This window comes from Pseudovibrio flavus, assembly GCF_009711345.1.
Classification (GTDB): domain Bacteria; phylum Pseudomonadota; class Alphaproteobacteria; order Rhizobiales; family Stappiaceae; genus Pseudovibrio; species Pseudovibrio flavus.
In genome coordinates this window covers 38,057-53,474 of record NZ_SMMA01000060.1, presented here as the reverse complement: position 1 = coordinate 53,474, position 15,418 = coordinate 38,057, and the positions used below count along the sequence as shown (strand labels likewise).

11 protein-coding genes and 1 tRNA gene are annotated in these 15,418 nt (G+C 52.5%); 11 read left to right on the top strand and 1 reads right to left on the bottom strand.

From position 1 onward, the window contains the following. Positions 1–4 precede the first annotated feature (4 nt). The 7 genes from E1162_RS08570 (at position 5) to E1162_RS08540 (ending at position 8,447) form a co-directional block, all read left to right on the top strand. Complete coding sequence (locus tag E1162_RS08570) at positions 5–1,000, top strand: aldo/keto reductase (RefSeq protein WP_371311875.1); 996 nt, start codon at positions 5–7, stop codon at positions 998–1,000. Positions 1,001–1,060: 60 nt separating this feature from the next. Next, the gene (locus E1162_RS08565; protein WP_155129475.1) at positions 1,061–2,794 is read left to right on the top strand and encodes a glycerol-3-phosphate dehydrogenase/oxidase; all 1,734 of its coding nucleotides are present in this window, start codon (positions 1,061–1,063) and stop codon (positions 2,792–2,794) included. Then, entirely contained in the window at positions 2,785–3,627 is an 843-nt protein-coding gene (locus E1162_RS08560) for a class I fructose-bisphosphate aldolase (protein WP_155129472.1), read from the top strand. Before E1162_RS08565 ends, E1162_RS08560 begins: the two co-directional genes overlap by 10 nt. Further along, positions 3,620–5,122, top strand: a complete 1,503-nt coding sequence (locus E1162_RS08555; RefSeq protein ID WP_371311865.1) for an FGGY-family carbohydrate kinase — start codon at positions 3,620–3,622, stop codon at positions 5,120–5,122. The genes E1162_RS08560 and E1162_RS08555 overlap by 8 nt, the downstream gene beginning before the upstream one ends. Before the next feature lie 3 nt (positions 5,123–5,125). Next, entirely contained in the window at positions 5,126–6,745 is a 1,620-nt protein-coding gene (locus tag E1162_RS08550) for a GMC family oxidoreductase (protein WP_155129466.1), read from the top strand. Between the two features lie 244 nt (positions 6,746–6,989). Then, entirely contained in the window at positions 6,990–7,712 is a 723-nt protein-coding gene (locus E1162_RS08545) for a helix-turn-helix transcriptional regulator (RefSeq protein ID WP_155129463.1), read from the top strand. Between the two features lie 27 nt (positions 7,713–7,739). Then, positions 7,740–8,447, top strand: a complete 708-nt coding sequence (locus tag E1162_RS08540; RefSeq protein ID WP_155129460.1) for a transglutaminase-like domain-containing protein — start codon at positions 7,740–7,742, stop codon at positions 8,445–8,447. Positions 8,448–8,598: 151 nt separating this feature from the next. Here the strand turns inward: E1162_RS08540 and E1162_RS08535 are convergent. Next, a tRNA-Cys gene (locus E1162_RS08535) sits at positions 8,599–8,672 on the bottom strand. A 317-nt stretch (positions 8,673–8,989) separates the two neighbouring features. Here E1162_RS08535 and E1162_RS08530 point away from each other — a divergent pair. The 4 genes from E1162_RS08530 (at position 8,990) to E1162_RS08515 (ending at position 15,337) form a co-directional block, all read left to right on the top strand. After that, a complete protein-coding gene (locus E1162_RS08530) occupies positions 8,990–9,649 on the top strand; it encodes a protein-L-isoaspartate O-methyltransferase family protein (protein WP_155129457.1) in 660 nt (219 codons plus the stop codon). 336 nt (positions 9,650–9,985) lie between these two features. Further along, complete coding sequence (locus E1162_RS08525) at positions 9,986–11,353, top strand: TolC family outer membrane protein (protein ID WP_371311864.1); 1,368 nt, start codon at positions 9,986–9,988, stop codon at positions 11,351–11,353. Positions 11,354–11,670: 317 nt separating this feature from the next. Then, on the top strand, positions 11,671–12,330 hold the full coding sequence (locus E1162_RS19685) for a DUF2497 domain-containing protein (RefSeq protein ID WP_306455020.1): 660 nt from the start codon (positions 11,671–11,673) through the stop codon (positions 12,328–12,330). A 172-nt stretch (positions 12,331–12,502) separates the two neighbouring features. Continuing rightward, positions 12,503–15,337: a valine--tRNA ligase gene (locus tag E1162_RS08515; protein ID WP_155129451.1), complete on the top strand. Its 2,835-nt coding sequence runs from the start codon at positions 12,503–12,505 to the stop codon at positions 15,335–15,337. Positions 15,338–15,418 lie beyond the last annotated feature (81 nt).

The following is a 15,418-nucleotide window of genomic DNA, read 5'->3' as shown; positions in this document are numbered from 1 at the left end:
TACAATTCAAACTGAACAGCTGGTTCGGCCTATCGGGCGCTCTGAAATCAACGCGACTGCTGTTGGGCTTGGCACTTGGGCTATTGGTGGCTGGATGTGGGGCGGCACTGATGAAGCCAGATCCATCGCCGCTATTCAAGCATCGGTCGATGAAGGCATTACGCTAATTGATAGTGCGCCTGCATACGGACAGGGTGTTGCGGAAGTAATCGTCGGTAAGGCGCTTAAAGGGCGCCGCGACAAAGTGGTGCTGGCAACCAAATGCGGTTTAGTTTGGCATACCCAGCAGGGCAACCACTTTTTTGACTATGACAGCGGTCCTGTTCATCGCTACTTGGGCAAAGCGTCTATCATCCATGAGGTTGAGCAGAGCCTCAAGCGGCTGGGTACAGATTACATCGACCACTACATCACCCATTGGCAGGATGAAACCACGCCTATTTCCGAGACTATGGAAGCTCTGGAAATGCTGAAAGCGCAGGGCAAAATCCGCTCTATTGGTGCAAGTAATACCTCGGCAGATCAGGTGAAAGCCTATCTTGAGGCAGGCCAGCTTGATGCCATTCAAGAAGAATACTCGATGGTCAAACGTGACCTTGAGGAGCAGATGCTTCCGCTTTGCTCCAATGCTGGTGTTTCCGTTCTTAGCTACTCGTCTTTGGCCCTTGGTCTTCTGGGTGGGCGGATCGGTCCGGACCGTGTGTTTAACGGCGATGACCTTCGCAAAGACAACCCTCGCTTTTCTCTGCCTAACAGGCAGAAGGTTGCCAAGTTGATGGAAGCGATTTCACCAGTGGCAGAAGCGCACAATGCGACGCTGGCCCAGATAGTCATTGCTTGGACGCTTCAACAGCCGGGAATTACGTTCTCCCTCTGCGGTGCGCGTGATGAAAAGCAGGCCAAGGAAAACGCCAAGGCAGGGCGCCTGCGGCTTTCTTCGGAAGATATTTCGCTCATCAACACGGCAGCAGCGAGCCATCTTGTAAACCTCGACGGATAGTCCTCGAAGAATTTTGAACAGAAGGCAACGCCGGAAGTCATTTCGGCGAACAGGAGAGTTATGTCCGAAATTCGTCAAACAAAGCTGGACGAGATCAAGCAGGACAGTGCTTTTGATGCCGTTGTCATTGGCGGCGGTGTCAACGGTATCGGCGTATATCGCGATCTCGCCCTTCAAGGGCTGCGGGTGCTGCTGGTTGAGCGGAATGACTTCTGTTCAGGTTGTAGCGCAGCGCCTTCGCGGATGATCCATGGCGGGCTGCGCTATCTTGAAAACGGTGAGTTCTCGCTTGTTCGTGAGTCTTTGCAGGAACGGGATGCACTGCTTAGGAACGCACCTCACTTTGTGCGCCCGTTGCCAACCGTTATTCCAATAACCTCGATCTTCTCGGGTCTGCTCAATGGTGCTGCCAGCTTTTTTGGTTGGAATGGCAAGCCGTCCAACCGTGGTGTCGTGCCAATCAAACTTGGCTTGGCGCTTTATGATTGGGTGACGCGGAGCAGCCGAATTCTACCACGGCACTATTTCAATAGTGGTAGGGCGACACGTGCAAAGTGGCCTCAACTTACCTCCAAGGTGCATTATTCTGCGGTCTATCATGATGCATGGATAAGTCATCCAGAACGCCTATGCATGGAAATGATCGGAGACGCCTGTGAGAATTCGCCAACTTCAATTGCGCTTAATTATGCGCAGATGAAGCTAGAGGGTGATCAATACGTTGTGGTGGATGGTCTTTCGGGTGAAGAACTTGCTGTAACGCCAAAGGTCATCGTCAACGCGTCAGGCGCATGGCTGGATGAAACCGCGCAAGCCCTTGCAAGCGATAAGATCGATGAGATGGTTTCCGGCACCAAAGGTTCCCACCTCATTCTTGCAAATGAAGCGCTGGTCAAGGCCCTTGATGGGCATATGATCTACTTTGAAAACACTGATGGCCGCGTTTGTATTGCCTTTCCTTATCAGGGCCATGTGCTTGCCGGTTCTACCGATATCCGCGTTGATAAGGCGGCGAGGGAGCGGTGCGAACCAGAAGAGCAGGATTACATTCTGGAATCCCTCAATCTTGTGTTCCCTAATGTCAGTTTGTCAGCAGCAGACGTCGTCTTTTCGTTCAGCGGCATACGCCCATTGCCGAAAAGCTCCCACGGTTATACGGGGCGGATTACGCGCGGCCACTACACTAAGCGCCTTGCTGGTTCGGTTCCACAAATATGCATGATTGGCGGCAAGTGGACGACCTTTCGTGCATTTGCTGAGCAAGCATCTGACGAGGTGCTGGCCGAGCTTGGCAAGAAACGCAGCGTATCCACGCTTGGCCTGACCATCGGCGGCGGTACCAACTACCCCCGCAGCTTTGACGATCTGGTTGCTACGCTTTGCAAGCGTTTTGGGGTGAGCCGTGAACGGGCTGTACACTTGGCAGATCACTACGGTAGCCTTTCATTCAACGTGCAAGGGGCCTGTTCGTTGACGAGTGATTCCTACCTGTCGCCAAATACTCTCTACACCAGAGACGAGATAGCGTTTCTCATCAAATCTGAAGCGGTCGAGACACTTTCAGACCTTGCCCTCCGGCGCACATCGCTAGCGATTACGGGCGAGCTTTCCTCTGAGCTCATCAGTGAGCTTGAGCAGATCATGATCGCCGAAAAACCTCTTTCACCGGATGTTGCCGCCGATCAGCGGCGCACTTTGATCAACGAACTATCGCAATTCCACGCCGTTTCGCAGGAGATGCTGGAAGCGCGAGATAGCGAAAATTACAGGGAATGGAGCAAGCAATGCGGATAAGCCAAAAAGCACGAATGAACCGTATGTTCACCAACGGCGGTTGCCTTGATGTTGCTGTCGATCACGGGGTTTGCAACGAGCCAAGCTTTATGGTCGGGCTGGAGAATATGGAAGGCGTAATGGATACGCTCATCCGCGCCAAGCCAGACGCGATCCAGTGTGCTTACGGACAAGCTGACTTGCTGCAAAACCGGCCGGAAAAGGACAAGCCTGCTCTGGTTATGCGGATCGACATGGGCAATCCATATAACGCGGCGCGTCACCGCGTTATGTGGTCCATGCTGCAAAACCACGAGGAACCGATTATCGGAGCCTTGGAAAAAGATGCTGCCGCAGTTGTGGTGAACCTTTTCATGCTGCCGGATGAGCCGGAGCTGTTCCGCCAATGTATTGAAAACATCTCCAAGGTCAGAGCCGCTTGCGAAAAGTATGGCATGCCATTGATGATCGAACCGCTGGTGATGCTGCCAAACGAAATTCGTGGTGGCTATCAGGTTGACGGCGATGCAGAGAAAATCGTGACCTTGGTTCGTCTCGCATCGGAAATGGGGGCAGATATCATCAAGGCAGACCCTACCGATGATCCTGAGGAATTTCACCGCGTAATCGAAGCAGCGCGTGTACCTGTTCTTGTGCGCGGCGGCGGTAAGGAAGACCTTCGGATCGTGCTGGAAAAGTCCGCCAAGCTGATGGCTCAGGGCGCGAAAGGCATGGTGTACGGCCGTAACATCTATCAACACGACAATCCGCGCGCAGTTGTGGCCGCTCTGATGGCGATCATCCACGAAGGTGCAAGTGGTGGTCATGCGTGGGAGATCTACAACAGTGTCTGAAGCCTATTTCCTCGGCCTTGATGCTGGCAATACGGTTATCAAGGCTGTTCTGTTTGATGAAGTGGGACAGCAGATCGCTATTTGTGCGTTAGATGGGCAGTCTTCTACTCCCAAACCCGGCCACGTTGAGCGTGATCTTGGCGAGCTTTGGGCCAATGCCCAGCATGTGATTGCGGCGTGCATTACCCAGTCGGGAATCGATCCTGCAAAGATCAAGGGCGTTGGCTGTGCTGGACATGGCAATGGTTTGTACCTGCTGGATAAGCAGGGCGAACCACTGGTTGGTATCCAGTCGCTTGATACGCGTGCGGCAGGTCTTGCGAGCGAGCTATGCGAGCAGCACGGCGCGCGGTTCCATGAGCTTTGCTTGCAAAAGCCGTGGCCATCGCAAACGCCGACCTTGCTGTCTTGGATCAAGCAGAACGAGCCCGACGTTTACGCCAGTGCTGCAACTGTTTTGCTCTGCAAGGACTATATCTCCTATCAGCTCACCGGAAAACTGGTGAGCGATATCTCCGACATGTCTGGCTGCGGTATGACCAAATTGCCAGAGGCGAAATACGATCAGGAGCTTATGGCTTTGTATGGGCTGGAAGATGCCTGGTACATGCTGCCTGATCTGCTAGCCCCCTGCGATATTGCTGGGCATGTCACGGCAGAAGCAGCCAAGGCGACTGGACTTATTGAGGGTACACCGGTGATTGCCGGTTTCTTCGATGTGATTTCGTCAGCACTAGGTTCGGGCACAGGGTTACCGGTGCAGGCTTCCATCATCGCGGGTAGCTGGAGCATCAATCAGGTGTTTTCCAGCGAGCCGGTGGTTGATGATAGCGTGTTTATGGTCACCGCCTTTGGTGAAGATAGCTTTGTAAACATTGAAGCAAGTGCCACGTCCGCTGCAAACCTTGAGTGGTTTGTGCGTGAGCTGATTGAGCGCGGGGAACATCATGATGACCCGTTTGGCTATGTGAATAGCAAACTGGGTGATATCGAGCCGAAGGCTGATGACCCGTTCTTCCATCCATTCCTCTATGGTTCCGGGCAGGGTGCTGAATATAGGGCCGGTTTTTACGGCCTCGCTGGTTGGCACAGTGAAGCACATATGCTGAGGGCGCTCTTTGAGGGCGTTCTTTTCGAACACCTTCGCCATATCGATGTGTTGCGCCGTTCCGGCGTTGATTTCAGCAAGGCAACACTGTCCGGCGGAGGCTCTCGCAGCCCTCATTGGCCGCAGATGTTTGCAGATGCTTTGGGAGTTCCCATCACCGTTGCGCAGGCGCGTGAGACTGGTGCTTTGGGCGCAGCAATGGGCGTTGCCATCGCAACTGGCTATGTGGGTAGTTATGAAGAGGCTATCGCCAAGATGACAAGAACCGAAAAGGTTCTGATGCCAGATGCCTCTTTGTCTTCGCACTATTCGGCGCGCTACGAGACTTACCTCAAATTGACAGCATCAATGCGCAGTTTCTGGCAGCAGCAGCTGGAGGAGGCTTGATTGATGGGGGACGCGAGCCTTCTTGAAGGGCGTTACGACTACATCATTATTGGCGGGGGTACGGCGGGGTGTGTTCTAGCCAACCGCCTCAGTGAAGACCCTTCGGTAAATGTGTTGCTTCTGGAAGCTGGCGGCAACGACAATTACCACTGGGTTCATATTCCGGTCGGCTATCTTTATTGCATTGGCAACCCCCGTACTGACTGGATGATGAAAACAGCGCCGGAGAAGGGACTTAACGGTCGTTCTTTGGTTTATCCGCGCGGTAAAGTCCTTGGAGGCTGCACCTCGGTAAATGGCATGATCTACATGCGCGGGCAGGCAGCTGACTTTGACCTATGGCGGCAGATGGGCAATACCGGCTGGGGCTGGGATGATGTTCTTCCGTACTTTTTGAAGTCAGAGGATCATCACAGCGGCACAAGTGACATGCACAGCAGCGGCGGCGCGTGGAAAGTACAAAAGCAGCGCCTTAACTGGGATATCCTCGGAGCGGTACAGGAGGGTGCACGCGAGTTTGGTATCCAGCCTCGTGCTGATTTCAATGACGGTGACAATGAAGGCTCCGGCTACTTTGAAGTGAACCAGAATAATGGAGTTCGCTGGAATACGGCCAAGGGCTTCCTTAAACCTGCTATGAAACGGCCCAACCTATCGGTGCTAACTGGCGCTCTTACAGAAAAGCTTGTGCTTACTGGAAAGAAGGTCGAGGGCGTTCGTTTCAAGCGAAAGGGCAAGCTATTTGAGGCTAGGGCAGAGGGAGAGGTAATTCTTGCGGCGGGGGCTATCAACTCTCCCAAAATTCTTGAACTATCGGGAATTGGAAATGCGGGCGTTTTAAAGAACCATGGCATAGACGTGGTGCATCAACGCGATGGTGTCGGGCAGAACCTGCAAGATCATTTGCAAATTAGAACGGTCTACAAGGTCAAGAACGCCAAAACCTTAAATACCGAAGCGGGTTCGTTGTTCGGCAAAGCCAAGATCGCCTTTCAATATGCGCTCAATCGCTCCGGCCCTATGTCTATGGCGCCAAGCCAGTTCGGTATATTCACAAAATCAGGGCCGGAAGTTGCCACTCCCGATCTGGAGTATCATGTCCAGCCGTTATCGACGGACCGGCTGGGAGATCCTCTGCATCCATTTCCGGCAATTACCGTGTCCGTGTGTAATCTGAGGCCAGAAAGTACGGGCACTTGCCATATCCAGAGCAATGACAGCCAAACCCAGCCAGATATCCGGTTGAACTATCTTTCTACAGAAAATGACCGGCGAATTGCATTGTCATCGGTGAGGCAAGCGCGTCAGATTATGACCGCAAAAGCCTTGGCTGCGCATATGCCTGAGGAGATATTGCCCGGACCGAACATCGATGAAGATGACGAGCTTTTAAGCGCCATTGGTGAGATCGCCACTACGATTTTTCATCCGGTGGGTACATGCCGGATGGGCAGCGATCCCGCATCAGTTGTTGACCCAGAATTGCGCTTTAGGGGCTTGGATGGTCTTAGGGTCGTTGATGCGTCAATCATGCCGAAAATAGTCTCCGGCAATACGGCGTCACCCGTTGTGATGATCGCAGAAAAAGCCGCAGACATGATCAAATCAGCGCGGCCCCGCTAAGGTCTCGCTGATTTTGTAGTGGCGATAGGTATTCCACGCTTTCTTTCGGCCACCACCTTGAGGGATACCTATCGCCCCTAAGTTTTCTTAGCTGAGCAAGCAAGTTGTAATGCGAGAAGGAACGAGTTGGCTTAGTTGGCTAAAAGGTGCCGCATTGAGCTCAGCCTTGCGGGTGTTGTTGTACACAAACTGCGCCCTACCAATGGCTATCACTAGGTTCTGCCAAATACGATAAAGTGCCGATATGGTTGATTCTGTTAAGCTCTTTATGTGGGAAGGTGGCGCTCTTTATATTGGGCCGCTGTTAGATAACTCCGAGCACCGGCATCACGCAGTGCAGGTATGTCTTGGGCTGGACGGGCCGTTTCGTCTTTTCCGAAGTGGAGAGTGGAGCGACGAGCGTTTTGCAGCATTGGCGGCAAATGAAAGCCACTGCCTTGACAGCAAAGGGCATACGGTAGCCATTGCTCTGCTGGATGGGGAATCCGCTAGCGGCTGCCTTTCCACGCAAGACCTGAAGGCGCCCGACTTGGCAGACCTACAGATTCCGTCCAATTGCGAGGAGGCGCGGTGCTTTGCCGAGGCTCTTATTGCTCCTACTCAAATACACTCTCATCAACGAGATATAAGAATTGCTCGTGCGCTCGCTCATATCTCCACGCTTGAGACAAAGCGGGTCACCGCAGCAGAGTTGGCTGATGTTGCGTGCCTATCCGAAAGCCGTTTCATGCACTTGTGGCGGGAGGAGGTTGGCCTTCCCCTTCGCCGCTTTCTTCTATGGCGGCGAGTTATGGACACTATCTTAGCGATCATACAAGGAAGCGATCTAACCGAAGCTGCTCACTTGGGCGGCTTTTCAGATTCCGCTCACTTCAGCCGAACTTTTCGAGAAACCTTTGGCTTAAGTCCTTCCAAACTGCTGCGAAATAGCAGGTTCGTTCAAGTAAGCATCGAGCACATTACCTAGTCTCCTCTTTAACAAGAGGAGACGGTTATGGATCAAAATGCTTATCTTGAAGAAACCGAGATGCTCGATTTTTCCGCGCCGCTGATTGCAGATCTGGCGCACTGGAAAAAGTGGTTGGCTTTGCCCGAAGCTGAGCGTGCCGGTGCGATCTACGATTTCGTGCGTAACGATATCGCGTTTGGATATAACTCTGGAGACACCTTGACTGCATCCGAGGTGCTCGCAGACGGATATGGCCAATGCAATACCAAAGGCACGCTGCTTATGGCGTTGCTGCGCAAAGGCGGCATACCCTGCCGTTTTCATGGTTTCACGATCTATAAAGAGCTTCAGGCTGGGGCTATCCCACCACTATTACAGCGCATTGCGCCAGACGAGATCATCCATAGTTGGGTGGAGGCTTTTGTAAACGGTAAGTGGATCAAGCTTGAAGGCTTCATCATTGATGAGGTTTACATGAAGGCTGTTCAGCGCAGGTTTTCTGGCTCTAAAGGTACCTTCAAAGGATATGGCATCGCGACCAAAGACCTTCAAAACCCGCAGGTGAAATGGACTGGCGGGGATACTTTCATTCAAAAGGAAGGGATCGCGCAGGATTTCGGCATCTATGACCGGCCAGAAGACTTCTATGGTCGGTTTGGAAGTAACCTGTCTGGAATTAAGAAGTGGGCCTACAAACTGGTTCTACGCCACTGGATGAACTGGAATGTTGAACGCATTCGCAGTGGCCATTAGTGCAGACCTATAAGAATGTAGGGGAGTAGGGCGCGGTAAAATCTGCGCTCTTGTTGTTTTGGGGGAAGTTGGCGGAAGTCGACAAACAACGCCCTGGCGGAAGCTTTGAGCTTCGCTAAAAACACTAGCAATTTCAGGGGAAATAGAAAGTTGGAGGCGTCGACCGGAATCGAACCGGTGTACACGGATTTGCAATCCGCTGCGTCACCACTCCGCCACGACGCCGCCGGTGGTGTGAGAGGGCTTTTCTGACATTTGCCGCCTTTAGTCAAGCGGTGTTGTGGCCTTGAAATGATTGTATTGTGTAAAAATGCCGTTTTTGTGGATTTTGATTTGTATAAACCCATATAATTACAGCAGTTTTCCACTGTGACTTGCTCTAAGGGCAGCTTGGCGCATCAAAGAAAAATAACTCTTTTGCGATTTCCTGAGGGATATTACGCATAAATGCTGCAATTATCCGTGTTGGCTTGCTTGTTTTTGAATTGTGGGAGCTATAATGATCCCAAAGTGCATAGGCGCAGTTTGCAATCGAGGAAAAAATGGTAGATTTCAGCCAGTCTCGCAAAAAGATGGTCGACAACCAACTCCGGCCCAATGACATTACGGATCGGCGTATCTTGCAGGCCATGGGCGAAATACCGCGAGAGCGCTTTGTGCCAGAGAGTTTTCGAAGCCTTGCCTATATTGATGAGGACCTGCCTGTTGTAGCAGATCGCAGCCGCAATATTCCCAAGCCTCATATTTTTGGGCGTATGGTTCAGCTGGCGCAGATCAAGTCAACAGATGTGGTTTTGTTTGTAGGCGCTACCGCTGGCTACGGCGTATCTGTTGTTTCCAAGCTTTGTGATTCTGTTGTTGGTATTGACGAGGACGAAGAGCTCGTGAACAGCGCGACCGAGACTCTTGTTGATCTTGGTATTGAAAACGCCGCTGTTGTGCATGCTGCCCATAAAAGCGGATATCCCGCTGATGCGCCTTATGATGTCATCTTTATCAATGGCGCAATTGACGGCGTGCCGGAAAGCCTGCTGGGCCAGCTAAAGGACGAGGGGCGTCTTGTGGTTGTAGAAGGTCTAGGCGGCGCGGGCGTTGCCATGCTTTACCAGAAGAACGGCGAAGCTGTGACAGGGCGCTTTGGTTTCAACGCAAATGCGCCACGATTGCCAGGTTTTGAACAACCTGTGACCTTTAATTTTTAGGGTCTCAAATTCAGGTCTAGCCAGAAAACAGGAGGGAAAACCGAGGTGTTGTCCCTCTCCGAATACAATTGGTTACGACTTTTCGGTTGTCTATCGGTTAGATATAGTAATAATGGCACGTTAATACCTGTGGGCTTTCGGGCTTGTGGCTGCGCGGTGGGCGCTGCCACCACCCTGTAGGTTGTTGCTGTTTTTCCTCAGTGCCTACCTTTTTTGCAGAAAAGGTCTGTCTGCCTGCTTTTCGTGTTTAGCCAAAAGGCTATAGTACGTACCAATTGTTTCGTTTTGGAATTGACGCGGTGGCGGGCTCGCTCCGCCAAAGTTGAGGCTTTTAAAGTGGTTTCACTCAAACTCAAATCAGCTGCGGTCGCCGGCCTATGTGTAATGATGGCAGGCAACGCGAACGCGCTGACTATAAACGACGCTCTTTCAACGACATACCAGAATAACCCATCGTTGAATGCGGCTCGTGCTCAGCTGCGTAGCGTAGATGAAAATGTGCCTCAGGCCCTCTCTGGATGGCGTCCTAGTATCTTTGGTAGCCTTAGCTCTGGATTCGTGAATCGCTCTTCTACCGGTTTCACTGAAAAAGGCTTTAACGATACGACTGTCGCAGTGCAGATGACCCAGCCGCTCTTCCGTGGCTTTAGAACGGTCAACTCCACACGTCAGGCTGAAGCGATTGTTCGCTCTCAGCGTGAAGAACTTCGTACAACCGAGCAGGACGTTCTCTTTCAGGCATCCACTGCCTATATGGACGTGATCCGCGATACAGCGCTTGTTTCTCTTCGCCGGAGCGATTTGAAGTTCCAGGAAGAAAACCTTCGCGCAGCGCAGGATCGCTTTAGCGTGGGTGAGGGTACCCGTACTGATGTGTCCCAGTCTGAAGCTGGCCGCGCTCGTGCGCAGTCTGCCCTGAACACTGCACTTGCCAATCTAAACACCAGCCGCGCTGTTTTCCGTCAGGTTATCGGTGTTGATCCGGTGAATCTGAGCGCTAAAACCAATATCACCAATCTGCTGCCACGCAATGTTGGCTCTGCGGTGACTGTTGGTCAGGAGGAACATCCGGCAATCCTTTCCGCGGTCAACCTTGTTGATGCGGCGATGTTTGGTGTTAAGACTGCAGAAGGTCGTTTGCTTCCAACTCTTGATTTGGAAGGCAACCTTTCTCACAACAACAACACGCTCGATGGTGTAGGCGGTGGTTCTACCAACACAGCTTCTGTGTTCGGCCGTATGACTGTGCCGATCTATCAGGCTGGCGCTGTTTCTTCCACAATCCGTCAGGCTAAGGAAGAACTGAGCCAGACGCAGATTCTGGTTGATGTTTCCCGCGATACCATCCGCGCTCGTGCAATTTCCGCTTGGGGCCAGTTGAACGCGTCTATCGCGTCCATCACCGCTGCTGAGGCAGAAGTTGCTGCTGCACGTCTGGCTTTGGAAGGCGTTATCGAAGAGCAGCGTGTTGGTCAGCGTACCACTCTCGATGTTCTCGATTCTCAGAGCGATCTCATCAACGCGCGTGTAACTCTTGTTACCGCACAGCGTGACCGCGTTGTTGCAGCTTACGCGCTGCTTTCTTCTGTTGGTCGCCTGAACTACGAAACCCTTGGTCTTACCGGTGCTCGTTATGATGCAACCGAGCATTATGACCAGGTTCGTGACAAGTGGTTCGGTCTGCGCACCCCAGATGGTCGCTAAGAGCGAAAAACAAAGTAGATTTAGGGGCCTTCGGGCCCCTTTTTTGTTGGCTAATTGCCTCAGTCCGCCGTTGCTCTTGGGGAGTACATGTCTCCCTAGATGCGGTTCTGCCAGCTTGCTTTCATATGTATTCGGGTAAGGGGTAATCCTATTTACATGGGGAAATAAGGGCTTAGGCCGCAGCTAGTTGCTTTTTGACTTCGTATTTACCCCTATAATTAACGGGGCGATATATTTGGGTGCATCAGTTTGGTGTGCGGGGGTAACAAAGGCGAGGCGCTGTCATGGGAGAACGATCTCCATCAAAGGATCCTTCAATGGAGGATATTCTCAGCTCGATCCGCAAAATCATCTCAGATGATGATGAAGGGGCTCCACAGAGCGGAGAAGATGAAGCGTTAAGCGCAGATACCGAGCTTTCCCAAGAAGAGCTGGACAAACTTTTCGATAGTCCCGTAATGGCTGAGCCAGAGCCTGAAGTCTCCAAGGAAGCTGATGTTCTTGAGCTGACCGAAGCGCAGGCAATTTCCTCTGATCTTCCCATCGTCAATGGCTTGCCTGATGGAGATACAGGTGAGGGCGGTGATATTGCCTTTATGGAAGAAGCTGAGCCGGAGATGCCAGCAGAGATCGCCCGTCAGGAAGATATCGACGATCTGTTTGCCAAGCCAGACCCTGTCGCCACTGCTCCTGAGCCAGCACCACAACCCGCGCCAACCATTTCTGCTGAGAGCATAACTGCGCAAGTGAGCAGTGAGCCTATCCAGACTCTGCTTTCCGATCAGGCAAATCAGGCGGTCTCCAGTTCCTTCAACGGCCTTGCCACAACGCTCCTTTCCCAGAACGCCCGTACGCTTGAGGATTTGGTTGCCGAGATGCTGCGACCTATGTTGAAATCTTGGCTGGATCAACACCTGCCCTCTATGGTAGAGCGTCTGGTGCAGCAGGAAATTGAAAGAATTTCCCGCAGTCGATGACCCTGCGGAATTCGGCTAGATAAAGCGCTGCTTCGGGCGGCGCTTTTTTGTTGTCAGGTGTTTTGCGGGCGTAGCTGCGTATAGGTGTGGTTTCGCTGGCCTGTCAGTGTTGACAGAAGGGGTGCAATCCGGTTTACACCGAGACAAACTCCAAAATTGGAAGAAAGAAATAATGCTCGACAAGACATATGAGGCGGCCACCGTTGAGCCGCGGATTTACGAAGCCTGGGAAAAAGCTGATGCCTTTAAGGCGGGCGCTGGCGCTGTGGATGGCGCGGCGACTTATTCCATCGTGATTCCGCCGCCAAACGTGACAGGCTCCCTGCATATGGGCCACGCGCTGAACAACACTTTGCAGGACATTATGGTTCGCTACCAGCGTATGCGCGGCCGCGATGTTCTTTGGCAGCCAGGTATGGACCACGCAGGTATTGCGACCCAGATGGTTGTTGAGCGCCAGCTTGCTGCAAATGGTGAACCTTCCCGCCGTGACATGGGCCGCGACGCCTTTGTTGATCGCGTTTGGAAGTGGAAGGGCGAATCCGGCGGTATGATCTTTAACCAGCTCAAGCGTCTTGGCGCGAGCTGCGACTGGTCCCGCGAGCGCTTCACCATGGATGAAGGCCTGTCCAAGGCTGTTCTCGAAGTTTTCGTATCTCTTTACAAAGAGAACTTGATTTACAAAGACAAGCGCCTTGTAAACTGGGACCCTAAGCTTCTGACCGCGATTTCCGATCTGGAAGTAGAGCAGGTCGAAACCAAGGGTAATATGTGGCACTTCCGCTATCCGCTTGCGGATGGTGTGACCTATGACTTCCCTGTCGAGTTTGATGAGGAAGGCAAGCCAACTGCTTTTGAAAAGCGCGACTACATTGTTATCGCGACAACCCGTCCTGAAACAATGCTGGGCGATACCGCTGTTATCGTTCACCCAGAAGACGAGCGCTTTGCAAGCCTGCATGGCAAGGAAATCATCCTGCCGCTGGTAGGCCGCCGTATTCCTATTCTTGCTGACGATTACGTTGAAATCGAAACCGGCACCGGCGCGATGAAAGTTACGCCTGCGCACGACTTCAACGACTTTGATATCGGCAAGCGCCACGACCTGCGCCAGATCAGCGTTATGGATCGTGAAGCGAACATCATTCTTGCTGAAAACGCTGACTTCCTTGAAGGCGTTGAAGAAAGCGAAATCCTCAAGGCAACCATTGCTGCGTTGGATGGCGTTGAGCGCTTTGCTGCGCGTAAAGCTATCGTTTCCATGCTGGAAGAGCAGGGCCTTCTGGACGAGATCGTTGAGCACGCACACATGGTTCCACATGGTGACCGTGGCGGCGTTCCGATCGAGCCTATGCTGACCGACCAGTGGTACGTTGATGCAAAGACCCTTGCGCAGCCTGCTATTGCATCTGTTCGTGAAGGCCGCACCAAGTTTGTGCCTTCTAACTGGGACAAGACCTACTACGAGTGGATGGAAAACATTCAGCCGTGGTGTATTTCCCGTCAGCTGTGGTGGGGTCACCGTATCCCTGCATGGTACGGCCCAGAAGGCAAAGTCTTCGTTGAAAAGAGCGAAGAAGAAGCTCTGGCTGCTGCAAAGGCGTTCTATGGCAAAGATGCCGAGATCGTTGATGTAAACGACGCTCTGGTTCGCCACGAAAAGGGTGACGATGCTGTTATCGCGCTTTACCGCGATGAAGACGTGCTCGACACTTGGTTCTCTTCTGCGCTTTGGCCGTTCTCTACCCTCGGCTGGCCAGATAAGACCCCTGAGCTTGCTCGCTACTACCCGACTTCGGTTCTGGTAACCGGTTTCGACATCATCTTCTTCTGGGTTGCCCGTATGATGATGATGGGCAACCATTACATGAAGACCGAGCCGTTCCACACCGTGTACATCCACGCCCTTGTTCGCGATGAAAAGGGTCAGAAGATGTCCAAGTCCAAGGGCAACGTTATCGACCCTCTGGAACTGATGGACGAATATGGTGCGGATGCTCTGCGCTTTACCCTTGCTGCAATGGCTGCACAGGGCCGCGACATCAAGCTGGCGACCTCCCGCGTTGCTGGTTACCGCAACTTTGCAACCAAGCTCTGGAACGCATGCCGCTTTGCGGAAATGAACGAGTGTTTCCGTCAGGAAGGCTTCGACCCAGCGCACGCAAAGCTTACTGTTAACCGCTGGATCGTAACTGAAACCAGCCGCCTGATCCGTGAAGTGTCTGAAGCTATCGACACCTACCGCTTCAACGATGCTGCAAACAGCGCTTACCGCTTTGTTTGGAACACGTTCTGTGACTGGTATCTGGAACTGGCAAAGCCAATCTTCAACGGCGATGATGAAGAAGCTAAAGCAGAAACCCGCGCAACTGCTGCTTGGGTTCGTGATGAAACTCTTAAAGTGCTTCATCCGTTTATGCCATTCATCACTGAAGAGCTTTGGACCCGTACACTGGAAGCAGAGGGCGGAAGCCGCGATGGTCTGCTTTCTCTGACCCGTTGGCCTGAGCCAATTGGCGAAGATGCGTCTGCTGCTAGCGAAATCAACTGGCTACTTGAAGTTATCTCGCAGATCCGCTCTGTTCGCTCTGAAATGAACGTTCCTGCGGGTGCGAAGGTTCCTGTGGTTCTGACCGGCGCTTCTGAAGTGACCAAGCAGCGTCTTGCGATCCATGAAGGCGCAATCATGAAAAACGCACGCGCTGAAAGCGTAAGCGTTGCTGATGAAGCTCCTCAGGGTTCTGCTCAGATCGTTGTTGGCGAAGCAACCATCTGTCTGCCGCTTGCTGGCGTTCTTGATCTGTCATCCGAAAAAGCTCGTCTTGAGAAGGAAATGGGCAAGATCGACGGTGAGTTGGACAAGATCGGCAAGAAGCTGGAAAACCCACGCTTCGTCGAGAAGGCTCCGGCAGAAGTTGTTGCTGGTGAGAAAGAACGTATGGCTGAACTGTCAGAGCGCAAGGTAAAGGTCAGCGAAGCGCTGGCTCGTCTTGCAGCACTTGGCTAAGCCGACTTAAATTTGAAATTAAAGAACGCCGGTCCACAAGGCCGGCGTTTTTTACTGCCTTTGCCTTGAAAATAACGAAAC